Raw genomic sequence first — 15,245 nt, 5'->3', positions numbered from 1 at the left:
TTAATTTTCCTTTTCTGTGTCATCATTATCATGTGAATTGCCGGTACCGTTATCCATATGGGAGACTGCAAGGGCCATGATCTTCTCCTGTGTGGCCTCACTGGCGGACAGCTGCCCGCTGAGTTTCCCGTTGCTCATAACAAGGATCCTGTCCGACATGCCGAGGACCTCGGGGAGGTCTGAAGATGCCATAAGCACTGCGCCTCCGCGCGATACGATCTCGTCGATAAGCTCGTATATTTCAACCCGTGCGCCCACGTCGACCCCTCGGGTCGGTTCGTCGAGCAGGAGTATTTTCACGTGCGCGGTGGTCCACTTGCCGAATACGATTTTCTGCTGGTTTCCGCCAGACAGCGATTCCGCCGGCTGGTCGATATTCGCCATGCGGATACGCAGCTGTTCGGCGACTGCTTTCTCACGTTTGCGCTGCCCGCGCTGGTCAACAAACCCCAGCCTGGAAGAGGGCCGCATAGTGACAAGCCCAAGATTATCCGCTACAGATGCTTCGAGGATAAGCCCCTGTACCTTCCTGTCTTCAGGGATCAGCCCTACATGCGCGGCAATGCTCCGGGAGATATTCCCTTTACGCAGTTTCCTGCCCTCCACATAAACAGAGCCTGAGTCGTAGCGATCAGCTCCAAAAATTGCCCGGATGACTTCCGTCCTCCCCGCACCAACCAGGCCCGCGAGCCCTACTACCTCGCCTGCATGGAGTTCAAAAGAAACATTGTCTATAGCCCCCTGCCTTGTCAACCCGTCGACTTTCAGCAGGACTTCCCCCTGCGGATATCCGGTATGGGGGAACTGGTTATCGATGTTCCTGCCGACCATAAGGCGGACAAGCTCTTTTTCAGGGGTATCGGCTTTTACGGTATCAATATATTTGCCGTCACGAAGGACAGTAACAACATCGCCGATACGTTTTATCTCATCCAGATGGTGCGAGATAAAGACCATGGCCACGTCCTGCTTTTTCAGCTCTTCCATAATCGTAAAAAGCTGTTCGCATTCCCTGCGTGTCAAAGCAGCGGTAGGCTCATCCAGAATAAGTACTGAGGCATTCTGCATAAGCGCCTTGGCAATTTCGACCATTTGCTGCCGGGCAACACCCAGTTCGCCCATCGGGGTAGAAATATCCTCACTCAGCCCTATACGCTCTACTGCTGCGCGCGCCTTTCTGCGCATCTGAGCCATGCTGATAAAGCCCGCAGTCGCCGGGATATGCCCCAGGAACAGGTTTTCCATGATCGACAGCTCAGGGACAAGATTGAGCTCCTGATGGATCACAGCAATCCCAAGGTTACGGGCCGCGTTCACATCCGGGATCCTGACAGTTTTGCCGTCTACCTCGATATGGCCTTTATCAGGCTGGTAAATGCCGCTCATCATTTTGATAAGCGTTGATTTTCCAGCACCATTTTCACCAAGGAGGACATGTACTTTACCCGGTTCAACGGTAAGGGAGACATCATCTACCACTGTGGTGTTCCCGAATATTTTGGAAACCCCTTTAAGGGATATTTGAGTCATTTTTGCTACTTTCTTGGAAGACAGTCATCGTCTTACCCACTTTCACGCCTTGCGTATGCCGGTACCCCGGTATTACACCGCTAAAGTACTTCGATACGCTGATCCTCATAATGGCAGGGCTATTGTTTTGAAAGATGATATCTGTATCACATCAAGGCTGTATTTCTGTCAGCCGGGGCTTCCAGCTGTGCAGCGTTGCATTACCGGCCCCTCCAAGAGGCCTGCCGGTAACCGGCAGCAATGGCCGGCCTGTACGCCGGTACAGCTCAATACCGGTTAATACCGGTCAGCGTGCTTCTCCAACGGAACCCCGGGGGATATAAACTGTTTCCACCCTTTGGGAACCGGCCTTCCTGCCGCGTTCAACAATGTCCAGGAACAGCTGTGCCCCAAGGGAACCGATAACATGCACCTGCTGGGATATGACTGAAATATTCGGCGTCATAAGACGGAACATTTCCAGATCGTCGAAAGAGATCAAAGAAATATCTTTGCCTATTGCCAGCCCCTGATACCCCAGCGCAGAAATTGCCTGTACCGCATCCTGCGAATATCCGAAGATAAAAGCATTGACACCGGAACCGCGCATTTTCCTGATCACCGAAAGGCATGAAACATGGCCGAAGCTCGTCGATTCCACAAAAAGATTGTCTTCACCGAACAGGGCGCGGCCTGCCGAACGGAAGGCATATTCCCTTTCCTGCAAAGTCGGGGAATCGAGAATAGGGCCTGAAATATACCCAACCTTCCTGAAACCCCGTGAATGCAGGTCCGTAAGCGCCTTAAGCAGCCCCTCGGACGGATCAGAATCTACAACAGGGACCTCGGGCATATCGTTCACATGACGGTCAACGAAAACCATTGGTACGCTGATATCGACAAGGGCTTTGAGCGCCTTGCTTTTGCCGCCGCGGGGGACGATTATTGCCCCATCGATATGCTGTGAAAGCATATTCATGATATAGGCATCCTGCTTTACGCTGTCTTCTGAAGACGTTCCGATTGATGTGCAATAGCCCGCATCAAATAAAGTATCCTGAATCGCATACGCCAGATCCGCAAAATATGGGTTGCGGATATCGGGGACAAGCAGCCCGACAAGCCGGGTCCTGGTTGACCGCATTGCCTGAGCCCTGGAATCCGGTATATACCCAAGTTCATGGGCAGTTTTTTCAACAAGGGCTTTTGTCTCCCGGGAAATCCTACCTCTGTTGTTCAATGCGCGGGACACTGTGGAAACAGAGGTCCCGGAGCGCTGAGCAACATCACGGATAGTAACGTATGCCATCGCACCTCCCTTCGAACTAAAGTAGCATAACAGGGGGTCTACGGCTTTGAGGCCTTATCCGGACCAAACCCGCGCTTTACGCGCTGCCGGATCCTGCTGCTGTGCTGCCCTTTTATGCTGTCCTTTTATCCGCTATCCTGACTGCCAAGCACACCCTCAGCAGCCATGCTGTAGTGCATTACACCGAAACAATAACCGTATTGGAAATTGCCGCCGTGCCGGGCTGCATATGCTTTCCATGATCATCCCTGATCCTGCCTGTATATGCATCCGCTTTATGCAAACGTACCCGCATTTTTATTATTTTTTTCGTAATATCAATGCGAAAACGTTACCGCAATAGTATAACAAGGGAAGTATTGATGTCAAATCAGATGGATATAGGCCGCAATAGCCGGAGTGCCCTGCAGGGGCTCAGGGTAAAACACGGATTGCGCTGCGGGAAATGATCTCATCGACAGTTTCAATGCCGGTAGTGTTCTCGCCCAACTCATTAGGCTTGCCTTTGCCATGCCAGTCCGACCCGCCGGTCGCAAGAAGGCCGAAACGATCTGCGAGGGCACTGAGGCGGCGGGCCTGCTCAGGGGGATTATCGCGGTGGTATACCTCAAGCCCGTCAAGCCCAAGGCGCGCGAGGCGCCCGATCTCCCCGTCCGAAAGCAGGAAACGGTTGCGCGAAACAGCCCCGGGATGCGCAATAACGACAACGCCGCCCGCCTGTTTCATAGTGGACACCACTGTCTCTACATCAGGCGAGAACACAGGAACATAATATGGACTGTGCGTATTGATGATCCCTGCAAACGCCGCAGAACGGTCCGGATAGACTCCTGCCTCAACAAGGGCATCCGCAATATGGGGACGCCCGACGGTAGTATCCTCACCGTTCCTGATCTGCGCCCTGACACTCTCCCACGTTATCGGATAATCGCGCGCAATCCTGTCAACCATCGTCCTGATGCGCTCCTGTCGTGCCCGGCGCGTCTGCGCAAAAAGGCCCAGGGCAGCTTCATCTTCGCAGTCGAACAGGTATGCCAGTACGTGGACACTTGTTTTTCCTGATTCTGCGGTAATCTCTGTCCCCCGGATAAGGGGATAACCGAATGCGAGCGACGCAGCTTTAGCATCCTGCCAGCTTGCTGTGGTGTCGTGGTCTGTGATTGCAACCCCTGCAAGGCCTTTTTCCTTCGCTTGGATAATCAGCTCTTCGGGTGAATAAGTCCCGTCAGAATACACAGTATGGCAATGCATATCCCATTCATTGCGCGTCATACACTTATTCTAAGCCGCTACTGGGAATTTGCAGGTATGTATCAGCGCAGGCATATAGCAGACTTATGATGGGCATATAACAGCTGCCTCATTACTGCCACCGGCACTAGCAGCAGAGAACTCCTGTCCTGGCCATCCCTGCTGCGGTCTCCTGCTATAGTTGATATGGCTTTGTCCGGCATATCACCCGGCCGCCATAAAACGGAGACAGCTATGAGCACGACACATAATAAGGCTGCGTCAACGCCTGACGCCACAACGGGAAGCCGGCACACTGTGCCGGGATCCCCCAAAGCACCTGGGAAACCCGGAATACTTGGAACTTCCGGAACACCCGGTGCATCCGGTAAGCCCAGGACTCCCAATGCATCAGAGAATTCCAGGGTACCCGCAGAGGCGCCCGCCGGGATATCCGCAACTCCCGGCACAGCTCCTGTCAGGGGCTGGAGGCATACCGCAGCGTGGACATATCTGATCATGCTGCTGTCGTCACTGGCTGCCCTTATTGTCTCTTTCGCTTTAAGCGCAGAAACCCTCCAGCTTGCACGGCATCCCCATCAGCAGCTTTCCTGCGATATCAGCTCGGCGGTCTCCTGTTCAACAGTAGCGCAAAGCTGGCAGGCAGAATTCATCCATTTCGCCGGGATGAGTTTCCCCAATGCCTTCTTCGGCATAGCAGCCGAATCGGTTTTTGTAACGGTTGCCGTCCTTGGGATTTCGCGCATAGCAGTACCGCGATGGTTTGCCCTGTGCACATGGCTTGGCGGGCTCGCAGCACTGCTGTATGCCTACTGGCTTTTCACACAGTCAATGTACGTTATCAATGCTTTATGCCCATGGTGCCTGGGCCTTATGTTCGCAACAACAGTCCAGTTCATGTCGCTTACCCATGCCACGGTCTGTATCCAGCGCATCCCCAGCCCTTCATCATCTGCCGGCCGGGTGCTGCGCACATATTACCGGCTGAATATTGACCTGCTTGCCGACGCTGTCTGGATCATCATCCTTATTACCCTTATCCTTGCCAAACACGGATCTGTACTGTTGAGATAAGGCCTGGAGCAGCCGGCACATCCGGATCGGGCAGCCAGAGAAGCAGAACTAAAGAACCGAAACAGCCGGGCCGGAATAATCAAAACGGCAGGAACCGGACAGCCAAGCCGGCCGAACAGCTGGAATGACGGGGATAGCCGAAGCAATACAGGGTACAGCGCGGGAAATCTTCTGTCCCAGACCTGCCCCCGTTGAAAATCCTACGCCGTTGAAAATGCAGGGCATTTTGGTGTACATTAATAGCAGGCGGTCCGTATATACGCATATACAGCATATACGATACCGCAGTGTTAACGGCGAAATCCAATGGAATAAGAGGCTCTGCTATGTCAAAGGATAAGAAGAAAAACAAGATAGACCGCGAACTCAGGCTGGCGGAAAGCGCAGCAAAGGACGCATACGAAGTTATCGACAGGAAAGCCCTGAAAGAAGCGAAACGGATTAAAACCGCAGCCAAACACTTCAGGGGGCTGCAGCATCCGGCAGGCAAGGCACCGGATGGGAAACAGCCCCGCCCGCACTTGTTCGAGCCAATTTCTATCCGCTCTGTAACATCCCGCAACCGGATATGGCTCCCGCCAATGGATATGTATTCCGTATTCGCCCGGGACGGTAAACCGACATCATTCCACTACCAGCACTATGTTTCGCGGGCGCTGGGCGGCTTCGGAACGGTCATTGCGGAATCTACTGCCGTCAGCCCTGAGGGGCGTATTTCCCCGTATGACACAGGGCTATGGGATGACGAACAGATCGGCGCATGGTCATGGATCGCTGACGGGATCCGGCAGGCCGGGGCTGTGCCCGCGATACAGATCAACCATGCCGGCAGGAAAGGGTCATCCGGCTGCTCAGGATTGGGATACATCAATGCCAGCGTACCCGCTGAGGCCGGCGGCTGGGAAACCGTTGGGGCGACAGATACCCCGTTCAACGAGAACTTTGCACCATCGCGGGGGCTCAGCAGCGATGAGATACATCAGGTCGTCGGACAGTTCCGCAGCGCTGCAGAACGCGCCCGCGCCGCCGGATTCGACATGGTCGAGATACACGGCGCACACGGATACCTCATATCACAGTTCATGGATCCGCTTATCAACAACCGCACAGACGAATACGGCGGCAGTTTCGCAAACCGGATCCGCTTCGCCGTGGAAGTAGCCGATGCAGTGCGCGAGGTGTGGCCAGACAGCCTTCCTGTAGTAATGCGCCTGTCCGCTACCGACTGGGTCGAAGGCGGATGGGACCTCTACCAAAGCGTTGAACTCGCGAAAGTGCTCAAAAACCATGGCATAGATATGATCGACGTGTCTACAGGCGCCATAATATCAGGGGCAAAAATCCCCGCAAAGCCGAACTATCAGGTGCCTTTTGCCCAGGAGATACGGGCGAAAGCTGATATTCCCGTAACAGCTGTCGGGCTGATCACCAAGCCGAAGCAGGCAGAAAAGATCCTTGAACAGGGGCGGGCAGATGCAGTCGAGATTGGACGTGCCGCACTGCGTGATCCCTACTGGCCGCTGAGGGCAGCAGCAAAATTGGGCCTCGACAGGCACGACGCGCCTTATCCGGTGCAGTATGCCCGCGGTGCATATGGGATAACGCGGTAGCCCTGCTAGCGGACGGCTGCGCCAACCGCTTCAGAAACCGAATTATATCCGTCTGCACGAAGCAGGTCTGCCAGGCCGCGCTTCAAAACAGTAATATTCTGCGGCCCGCGATACATAAGCGAAGATATGAACATCACGAGGCTTGCGCCCGCGCGGATCTTATCATATGCCTGCTGAGGCGTAAAAACGCCCCCTACACCGGCAATCTCAAGCCTACCGCCAAAATCACGATACGTGCGGGCAATCAGTCCATTGCTCGGGGCGACGCACGGCATGCCTGATAATCCGCCGGGCCATTCAGGGGGGACTTCAAGGCCGTTGCGGTCCTTACGCAGATTAGCAATCGTCACGCCCTGCACATTATGTTCAGCAAGCACCTCAAGAAGATCCCTGAACTCCGGCCACGGCTTATCCTGCGGCATCTTTACAAGGATCGGCTGATCATGCTGCACCTTATCGAGCTCATCAAAAAGCCTGTTGAGGTTCTCAGGCTCCGTAAAAGGTTCGCCCACCCGGGTGTTCGGACATGAAATATTGACCTCAACCATATGCGTGCGGTTCACTGCACGCTCAAGCGAAATGCGGTAATCCTCAATCCCCTCATCAATACCCGCACATGAATCATCATTAGTACGGGCGATTGATACCGACAAACGCATAGTCCGAGATTTTCTGTAAGCATCCTCAACACGGTGTATGACCTCTTCCGATCCGCTGTTCGCCAGCCCGACGTGGACCATCATTGACGCATACTCAGGCAGACGGTGGAACCATGGACGCGGATTCCCTGCGCACGGGCGGGAAGTCGTCGATCCGACCGTTTCAAAGCCGAAGCCAGCTTTTTCCAGCACGAGAGGCAGATCAGCATTTTTATCCAGGCCTGCAGACAATCCGAACGGGTTACGGAAATCGATATCCATAACACGTGTTTCTAATACCGGATCCGTATAATCAATCATTTGCTGAAGGAGCCACATAAGCGGAGGGATTTTCTGGCTCACCTGGCAAAAACGGATCATCTGGTCGTGCGCATCATCAGGCGACTGATTGAACACATACTTTTTGACTGCATTCCTATAAGCGAACTGGAACATCCCCGTACTGGCCTTATTAAACGCATTACGCACAGCCGACTGTGAAACATAAGTCATGGCTCAACTCCTTAATATCCTGTTTGTATTCTTGATTCTACATCGCCTCACGCATTTATCCGCATTACTACATCACATAAAGTCCTTGTCCAGTGTTTCTCCCTGTTGCCTTCCTGTTCCCGTGTGCTGCCGTTTGCCTGTTTGCCGCACGCCTGCCCCGTTACCACCTCCGCCTCATCTGTTCGATACCCTTCCTCACTCCCCCGTACCTGCCTGTTACTGCTTCTCACCACTTCACTCCGTACCCATCCCTGTCTTACCCTGTATCCACTCCTGCCTTACCCAACTTACCCAACACTTATCCGTGACCCTCCTCCCATCCTCCTCTCCTGTTCGTTACCCCCTCCCCCTCCTCACCCCTCCCCGTACCCATTACTTCCTCACCCAACACGGCGATACGCACCAACGGGTGGCCTGAACGCCCGCATCCACAAACGCATCGTCGAGTTGGGTGAGCCGGCTAAGGGGTGAGCCAGCTAAAATAATTGCAATGGGCATTAGCGTGTCACGTCGTTGTGCAGCACGGCTTACGGGAGTTTATGAATACTTGTACTGTTATCGGTGATATATCAGCGCGTATCAAGAATGCGCCAGGCCTTTTCGGCCGCATCAAGCTGTGCCTTCCTTTTGCTGCTTCCATGGCCCACAGCAAGCTCGCGGCGCTGGCTGAGACCGGTATTTTCCGATGATCCGCTGGCTCCGGCAGCTGGGCTTTCATCCTTTTCACCGGTATCCTTCGCGATCCCTGCCGGGTTTTCTATAAACAGATGGGCTGTAAACTCAAGTTTATTCTCGGGCCCCCGCATTTCCATCTGGTATGACACTTCACCAAGATCCATTTCATGCGCTTTGACGACAATCGCTGTCTTCCAGTCCAGTGCAGGGCCTCTGTGCGAATAATACGAGAGATTGTCATCAATGAGGTTATGGACGACCTCCCGCGCTTTCTCAATGCCGTATTCAACGAAAACTGCGCCAATGAGCGCTTCCACGATATCGCAGAGGATCGAGTCTTTATCCGCCCCATTATCGCGCTGCTCCCCAATGCCCAGAAGGATGAACTGGCTCGCATGCAGTTTATCGCGCGCGATTTCTGATAAAGATTCTTCGGAAACCGCCTTTGACCGGATGCGCGACATTTGCCCTTCTGAATAGTCTGGATGCATCTTATACAAGGTTTCCGTAGCTACCAGCTCCAGGACCGCATCTCCAAGAAACTCAAGACGTTCATAGTTACGCGCGCCCGGGTGTTCATTCGTGAAAGACCGGTGGGTAAGCGCCTCAATGAAAAGATCCGGGGTTATCGCTGCCCCAAGGGCATTGAACAGTTCCTCTGCCTCGGGCGATGGCGCCTGGGTGTCTGTACTCTGGTTGCTTGTCATACCACCTATTCTATGTGCGTGCTCACCCAACTCGACGATGCGTTTATGGCTGTGAGTGTTCAGGCCATTTATCGTTATGTATTGTCGTGTTGGGTGAGGGATAACGGGCAGATGGGGAATAAGCAGGCAGGGGACAACAAACAGACGAGGTTGAGGGAAGGAGGGTAACGGATAGATGAGAGGAGTGGACAGGTAAGGAACCGTAAATTAATGTAGGGATAATGATACGAGGAAGCACCACGGTGACAAGTGGAGACAGGCTAATGTTAATCAGCGATAGAATTGCATCACTAATGAAGCACGAGCAGGACAATAGGCATTCAAGGGGTAAGGGAGCCAACGAATAGGTGAAGAATAGATGAATTTAAAGGATAATCGAAGAGATAACAGGTCGCGGATGAGCGAAAAGGTAACACCTGCCAAAGCTCCATGTTTTAAGCTCCCCCCCCCCCAAAAAAAAGCCCCAGAAACCTTTGGCCCCCTGAGCTTTAAAAATAAGGGAACAGGCCTGCCGGACAGCAGGCCCTCAGGTTGCTGCCTGTTAACCTTCTTAAACACTGGGAATAAAGAGATTCCCCAAAGTTGCTGCCATGATTGCCTTTATAGAATGCATGCGGTTCTCAGCCTGCACAAACTGCCACGAGAGATCAGAACGGAACACCTCATCGGTAACTTCCATCTCCGCCATACCGAATTTCTCAAAAATCTCCTTGCCATACGCTGTTTTGACATCGTGGAAGGCCGGAAGACAATGCAAAAAGATCAGCTCGCCGTCAGGCGTCCCTGTACGGCGCATCATATCAAGCGTAACCGTATACGGAGCAAGCAGCCCGATCCTTTCTTCCCAGTTGTCCTCTCCCATGGAAACCCACACATCTGTATAAATAATATTCGCACCGCGTACCCCTTCATCTATGTCATCAGTCACCAGGTACCGGGCTCCCGTCTGGCGGGCAAATTGCCCAGCAATGCTGACAACTTCCCCGGAAGGCTGCAATTCCTTCGGCGCAAGGATCCTCACATTTATCCCGGCCATAGTACCGGCGACAAGAAGGCTGTTAGCCATATTGTTGCGCCCGTCGCCCACAAAAGTGAGCGTCAGCCCCTTCAGCCGCCCAAATTTCTCTTTGACCGTCATCAGATCGGCAATCATCTGCGTAGGATGCCATTCATCCGTCAGCCCATTCCACACGGGGACACCGGCGTTCCGCGCCAGCGCCTCCACGTCGGAATGGGCGAAACCGCGGTATTCTATCCCGTCAAACATACTCCCCAGCACACGCGCGGTGTCTTCTATAGACTCCTTTTTCCCCAGCTGGGTACTGTCGGCCCCCATAAATTCGGGGAAAGCTCCCAGATCATTGGCGGCAGTAACAAAAGCTGAGCGGGTACGTGTCGAAGTTTTTTCAAACAGCAGCGCAATATTTTTCCCTTCCAGGTATCGGTGCGGGATATGGTCTTTTTTCAGCCTTTTCAGATGCAGGGCAAAATCTACGAGATACATGATCTCCGCAGGGGTGAAATCTTTGCATGCCAAAAAGCTCCGTCCCTGGAACACATTTTCTGATGCTGTAGCAGTTTCCATATTTCCGATCTCCTTGCAGTGCAGCTGCGTACCGGGCACCCGGCACGCTTTTTATGCCGGGCCTCCTGTGCCCGCTGCTGTTTATTGTTTTATACCGCTCCAAGATTAGCAGGGCTTACTTATTTCAGGCTTCAGGACAGGGATATCGCTACATGATGGACAAATAGCCAACCCTTACGAAACGCAACCTTACGAAACGCGCTCTAAACAGCTCTAAACATGCTTGTAACGCATTCGAGGTACACTGCTGAGCCCCATACACATTACACTACTGAGCCACATCATCCCGGACAACAGGCATGGTCATGCATCTGGGACCCCCGCGCCCCCGGGAAAGCTCACTGGAATCGATTTCATGCACAGTTATCCCATGCCGGCGCAGCAGGTCATTCGACACATAATTACGGTTATAGGTGACGACTTCACCCGGCGCCACCGCAAAAGTGTTAGAAGCATCGTTCCACTGTTCGCGCGGGGCGACCACCGGATCCGCGTTGCCTGTAGGGATAAGATCTACTTCAGTTTTGCCCAGAACAGTTTTAAGGACATCGGTGAGGTCTGTGCAATGGGTGATCCGGATGCTCCCATCCCCGTAGCTGCCCTGGCCGCTGCTGATATTGCCTTCACGCACGGCCTGAGCGGAAGGCCGGATAATATACGTATCTATCCGCCCGCCCGAATCCATGATCGACGGATGGACAGTGAACTGGTCAGTGTTGATCATTGTAAAAACAGTATCCAGATGCATAGTAGCATGGCCGTGCGGGATATTGATGCCAATCACCGTGTCATACGCGGAACGTCCGAACAGGGAGCGCGCAACATCTTCTATTGCATTGGCAGAGGTGCGCTCTGAAATGCCGATTGCAACCACATGCCCGTTCAGTACCAGGACATCCCCGCCCTCAATACGGGAATGGACCTTCCGCCCCCTCCACACAGGGATATCCTGCCCGGCAAAACGCGGATTGTATTTAAGCACATATTCCATAAAAAGGGACTCGCGCTTCCGCGCGTGGAAAGCCATATGGTTGATAAGCACACCGTTGCCGATCACTGCCGCAGGATCCCTTGTAAAATAAAGGTTGGGCATAGGTTCGAGGAGGAAAGGATAATTCGCGTTTTCAGCGAGCTCTTCGAGGCTGGCGATGCTGATGTCGATCTCATCTTTGCGCACACCCGCCATAATATTCTGAACCATTTTCCTTGGCTCCAGGCTTAAAAGATAACGTTTCAGCCCGTCGTGCACATACCCTACCCGATAATGCGATTCAGCCAGTATCTGGTCGATAAACTTCCCGCGTGCTGTATCATCGGCAAGCGCCTGTGCCGTAAGGTCTTCAAGGTAGAGGACTTCCGCACCGGCATCACGCAGGGTCTGTGCAAAAGCGTCGTGTTCTTTCTGCGCCTCGGGAAGGTAAGGGATATCGTCAAAAAGGAGGCGGTCCATCAGATCAGGGGTGATGTTTTCCACTTCTGCCCCCGGCCTGCGCAGGATCACGCTGCGGAGCGGGCCAATCTCAGAAGTGATATGTACGGCATCCTGATATGGGCTGCCGGAATGACCGTATTGGGCCGTATCAGATCTATTTATATCAGCCATAAGTACCTGCTTCCTGCTTTCTGTAACCGTGTTTCTGCTCTACTATATTACTCTCTTACAGTAGTCGTGCGCCGGAACTTTATTTTAGTATATTTATTCAATTTCCGTATTTCTCCGTATTAAAATTCGGACCCGTATCTTCCATAAATTCCTGAAGCCCGAGCCACTCTTCCTCCAGCGCGGCAATCTCTGCTTCGATCCCGTGCAGCTGGACGTTAAGCCTGCTGAGGCCTTCATAGTCGCCGGGATCCCAGGCTGCCATCTGGTCCTCGATCCCTGTTCTGGAAGCATTGAGTTTATTGATTTTCCGCTCAATTGAACCTGCCCGCCTGGAAGCCTCGCGCTTAGCCGCCCGCAAAGCCTTCCCCCGGTCCCCATCCTGCCCCGGCGCTTCCCGGGATACCGCTGCCGAAGCACCAAGATGGCGGCTATTATCCGCAGAGCGGTCAAGCATATCGAAATAATCATTGATACCGCCCGGGAGATGGACGATCTTCCCGTTATCCAGAGCAAACTGCTGGTCAGTGACCCGCTCCAGCAAATAGCTGTCGTGGGATACGACAATAAGGGTGCCGGGCCAGGTATCCAGCAGGTCCTCCATAACGGCAAGCATATCCGTGTCAAGGTCATTGCCCGGTTCATCCATGATCAGGACATTCGGTTCGTCAAGAAGGATCAGCAGAAGCTGCATCCGCCTTTTCTGGCCGCCCGACAGATCCCTGACCGGAGTCATAAGCTGCGCAGATCCAAACCCGAGCCTCTCCATAAGCTGCACCGGCGTCGTCTCTTTGCCGTCAACCAGATAGACCGACCTGTATCTGCCCAGCACTTCGTTGACTGTATACTCCCCCAGCCCCTCCAGCTCATCGAGGCGCTGCGAGAGCACGGCAAACTTGACAGTTTTGCCTATTTTGACACGCCCGGAGGAAGGTTCCAGTGACCCATCAATAACACGGAGGAGGGTCGACTTCCCGGCACCGTTGGCGCCTACGATACCGAACCTGTCCCCCGGGCCGATAAGCCATGTAATATTATCAAGCACTGTATGCCCGAAGCCGCCGGACGTTTCTTCGTCCGCGCCATTATTGCCGGGATACGCTACTGATACATCCTCCAGGTCAACGACCATCTTGCCCAGCCGGGAGACCGCCATCCGCTTCAGCTGCAGGGTGTTGCGGGCGTCAGGGACATCAGCGATCAGTTCGCGGGCAGCCTTCACATGGAACTTCTGTTTGGTTGAACGGGCCCGGGCGCCTCTGGCAAGCCACACCAGTTCTTTGCGGGCAAGATTGCGGCGCCTGGCTTCAGCTGCATCCGCCTGGCGGTCCCGCTCCACCCGCTGCTCGATATATGCGCTGTATCCCCCTTCAAAAGGGTCAATGCCCCCATCATGGACCTCCCACATATGGGTACAGACATCGTCAAGGAACCATCGGTCGTGAGTGACCACCAGAAGCGCCCCGGCACCACGCTGCCACCGGTTCTTCAGATGCTCTGCCAGCCAGCGGATAGTCGCCATATCAAGATGGTTCGTGGGCTCGTCAAGGAGGAGGATATTCCAGTCCCCGAGCAGCAGCCGGGCCAGGTCCACGCGCCTTCGCTGCCCGCCCGACAGGCTGCCGATCCGGCTGTCAAGCCCGATACCGCTGAGCAGCGTTTCAACTATTTCCCGGGTATGCTGCCGGGACGCCCATTCATACTCTTCCTGCCCGCCAAGCGCAGCCTGCTGCACAGTACCGTTATCATCCAGGCTGTCATACTGTTCAAGTATCCCCAGCGAAAGCCCGTTCCGCGCAGAAACACGCCCTGAATCCGGCTGCTGAGATCCCGAAAGCAGATGGAGCACGGTGGTTTTGCCGTCACCGTTGCGCCCCACGATCCCGATACGGTCGCCCTCGTTAACGCCTACAGTCACATTGTCATATATATTTTTTGTAGCGTATGACAGGGAAACCTGTTCAAGCCCTATATCAAAAACCGGCATCACTCGTGGTCCCTGGCAAAACTTGTGCAGCGCGCCGCAAAACCTGAGAAGACCGTATCTGCAAGCACCTGGAGTGCGGGGGATTCCTTCTCAAAATCATCTTTCATGCGCGATATCTGCGATTTTTTAAGGTCCCCTGTCATTTTCTTGGTATTGAGCCATTCCTCAAAAAGCATAGTATCAACCTCGAGATGGAACTGCAGTCCCAGGGCCGAACCGCAACGGAACGCCTGGTTTTTCGTTTTCTTCGTTGAGGCGATCACAGTCCCTCCATCGGGACAGCCAACAGTATCAGAATGCCAGTGCAGGACCGAGACCGGTTTCTTTCCCAGAGGAAGCCATTCATCGCGCGAAACGCGATCAACTGGGGCAAAGCCGAGCTCTGCCGCCCCTGCGGGTTTAAGCTTTGCGCCCAGGGCTGTTGCGATGATCTGATGCCCCAGGCATACGCCCAGCACAGGGATCCCGGCAGAAACAGCATCTTTCGCAAGCCTGGCTTCATCCCTGAGGCCGGGATATGCATCGAAATCCCTGGCCCCCATAGGGCCGCCCATTATTACTATCCCTGCAATACCGCTGATATCCGGGAGATCAGCTTTCTTTTCTTTGGAAATATTAAGGACCGAATAACCCAGCCCGCTGTCTTCAAAAGCATATGCGATACGGCCGGGCTTCTCCCACTCTACATGCTGAAAAATAATAATTTCAGATCGACCCATAATCTTTCACCCATAATTCTATTGTGCACAGGATATATTACACCACTGCGATGAAAATCTTCGGAAAT

At 53.7% G+C, this 15,245-nt stretch carries 11 protein-coding genes; 2 read left to right on the top strand and 9 right to left on the bottom strand.

What is annotated here, in order from left to right:
• From HMPREF9156_RS0100935 to HMPREF9156_RS0100920, 3 genes are all read right to left on the bottom strand, one after another.
• Complete coding sequence (locus HMPREF9156_RS0100935) at window positions 1-1,530, bottom strand: sugar ABC transporter ATP-binding protein (RefSeq protein WP_007148063.1); 1,530 nt, start codon at window positions 1,528-1,530, stop codon at window positions 1-3.
• A gap of 286 nt (window positions 1,531-1,816) precedes the next feature.
• A complete protein-coding gene (locus HMPREF9156_RS0100930) occupies window positions 1,817-2,818 on the bottom strand; it encodes a LacI family DNA-binding transcriptional regulator (RefSeq protein WP_007148062.1) in 1,002 nt (333 codons plus the stop codon).
• A 414-nt stretch (window positions 2,819-3,232) separates the two neighbouring features.
• A complete protein-coding gene (locus tag HMPREF9156_RS0100920) occupies window positions 3,233-4,090 on the bottom strand; it encodes a PHP domain-containing protein (RefSeq protein WP_007148061.1) in 858 nt (285 codons plus the stop codon).
• A 408-nt stretch (window positions 4,091-4,498) separates the two neighbouring features.
• On the opposite strand from HMPREF9156_RS0100920, the gene HMPREF9156_RS0100910 reads away from it, so the two are divergent.
• Both HMPREF9156_RS0100910 and HMPREF9156_RS0100900 read left to right on the top strand, forming a co-directional pair.
• Window positions 4,499-5,143 (top strand): vitamin K epoxide reductase family protein, encoded by a 645-nt coding sequence (locus HMPREF9156_RS0100910; RefSeq protein ID WP_029246295.1) that lies wholly within the window; start codon window positions 4,499-4,501, stop codon window positions 5,141-5,143.
• Between the two features lie 326 nt (window positions 5,144-5,469).
• Window positions 5,470-6,753, top strand: a complete 1,284-nt coding sequence (locus HMPREF9156_RS0100900) for an NADH:flavin oxidoreductase/NADH oxidase (protein WP_007148059.1) — start codon at window positions 5,470-5,472, stop codon at window positions 6,751-6,753.
• A 5-nt stretch (window positions 6,754-6,758) separates the two neighbouring features.
• Here the strand turns inward: HMPREF9156_RS0100900 and HMPREF9156_RS0100895 are convergent, their stop codons facing one another.
• The 6 genes from HMPREF9156_RS0100895 to HMPREF9156_RS0100865 form a co-directional block, all read right to left on the bottom strand.
• Window positions 6,759-7,904 (bottom strand): quinone-dependent dihydroorotate dehydrogenase, encoded by a 1,146-nt coding sequence (locus tag HMPREF9156_RS0100895; RefSeq protein ID WP_007148058.1) that lies wholly within the window; start codon window positions 7,902-7,904, stop codon window positions 6,759-6,761.
• Between the two features lie 569 nt (window positions 7,905-8,473).
• Window positions 8,474-9,286 (bottom strand): ribonuclease III, encoded by an 813-nt coding sequence (gene rnc, locus HMPREF9156_RS0100890; RefSeq protein WP_007148057.1) that lies wholly within the window; start codon window positions 9,284-9,286, stop codon window positions 8,474-8,476.
• Between the two features lie 550 nt (window positions 9,287-9,836).
• Window positions 9,837-10,871 (bottom strand): ornithine carbamoyltransferase, encoded by a 1,035-nt coding sequence (argF, locus tag HMPREF9156_RS0100880; RefSeq protein WP_007148056.1) that lies wholly within the window; start codon window positions 10,869-10,871, stop codon window positions 9,837-9,839.
• 268 nt (window positions 10,872-11,139) lie between these two features.
• On the bottom strand, window positions 11,140-12,474 hold the full coding sequence (gene arcA, locus HMPREF9156_RS0100875; RefSeq protein WP_007148055.1) for an arginine deiminase: 1,335 nt from the start codon (window positions 12,472-12,474) through the stop codon (window positions 11,140-11,142).
• 97 nt (window positions 12,475-12,571) lie between these two features.
• Window positions 12,572-14,458 (bottom strand): ABC-F family ATP-binding cassette domain-containing protein, encoded by a 1,887-nt coding sequence (locus HMPREF9156_RS0100870; RefSeq protein WP_007148054.1) that lies wholly within the window; start codon window positions 14,456-14,458, stop codon window positions 12,572-12,574.
• Complete coding sequence (locus HMPREF9156_RS0100865) at window positions 14,458-15,177, bottom strand: type 1 glutamine amidotransferase (protein WP_007148053.1); 720 nt, start codon at window positions 15,175-15,177, stop codon at window positions 14,458-14,460. The genes HMPREF9156_RS0100870 and HMPREF9156_RS0100865 overlap by 1 nt, the downstream gene beginning before the upstream one ends.
• Window positions 15,178-15,245 lie beyond the last annotated feature (68 nt).

Origin of the sequence: Scardovia wiggsiae F0424 (genome assembly GCF_000269605.1) — a bacterium.
GTDB lineage: Bacteria > Actinomycetota > Actinomycetes > Actinomycetales > Bifidobacteriaceae > Scardovia > Scardovia wiggsiae.
The sequence above is the reverse complement of the archived record's forward strand: the minus strand, read 5'-3'. Positions and strand labels throughout refer to the sequence as shown.

What these genes read in the sequence shown, in the direction of transcription:
- HMPREF9156_RS0100935 (WP_007148063.1), bottom strand. Translation starts at nt 1,530, where the DNA reads ATGACTCAAATATCCCTTAAAGGGGTTTCCAAAATATTCGGGAACACC.
- HMPREF9156_RS0100930 (WP_007148062.1), bottom strand. Translation starts at nt 2,818, where the DNA reads ATGGCATACGTTACTATCCGTGATGTTGCTCAGCGCTCCGGGACCTCT.
- HMPREF9156_RS0100920 (WP_007148061.1), bottom strand. Translation starts at nt 4,090, where the DNA reads ATGACGCGCAATGAATGGGATATGCATTGCCATACTGTGTATTCTGAC.
- HMPREF9156_RS0100900 (WP_007148059.1), top strand. Translation starts at nt 5,470, where the DNA reads ATGTCAAAGGATAAGAAGAAAAACAAGATAGACCGCGAACTCAGGCTG.
- HMPREF9156_RS0100895 (WP_007148058.1), bottom strand. Translation starts at nt 7,904, where the DNA reads ATGACTTATGTTTCACAGTCGGCTGTGCGTAATGCGTTTAATAAGGCC.
- rnc (WP_007148057.1), bottom strand. Translation starts at nt 9,286, where the DNA reads ATGACAAGCAACCAGAGTACAGACACCCAGGCGCCATCGCCCGAGGCA.
- argF (WP_007148056.1), bottom strand. Translation starts at nt 10,871, where the DNA reads ATGGAAACTGCTACAGCATCAGAAAATGTGTTCCAGGGACGGAGCTTT.
- arcA (WP_007148055.1), bottom strand. Translation starts at nt 12,474, where the DNA reads ATGGCTGATATAAATAGATCTGATACGGCCCAATACGGTCATTCCGGC.
- HMPREF9156_RS0100870 (WP_007148054.1), bottom strand. Translation starts at nt 14,458, where the DNA reads ATGCCGGTTTTTGATATAGGGCTTGAACAGGTTTCCCTGTCATACGCT.
- HMPREF9156_RS0100865 (WP_007148053.1), bottom strand. Translation starts at nt 15,177, where the DNA reads ATGGGTCGATCTGAAATTATTATTTTTCAGCATGTAGAGTGGGAGAAG.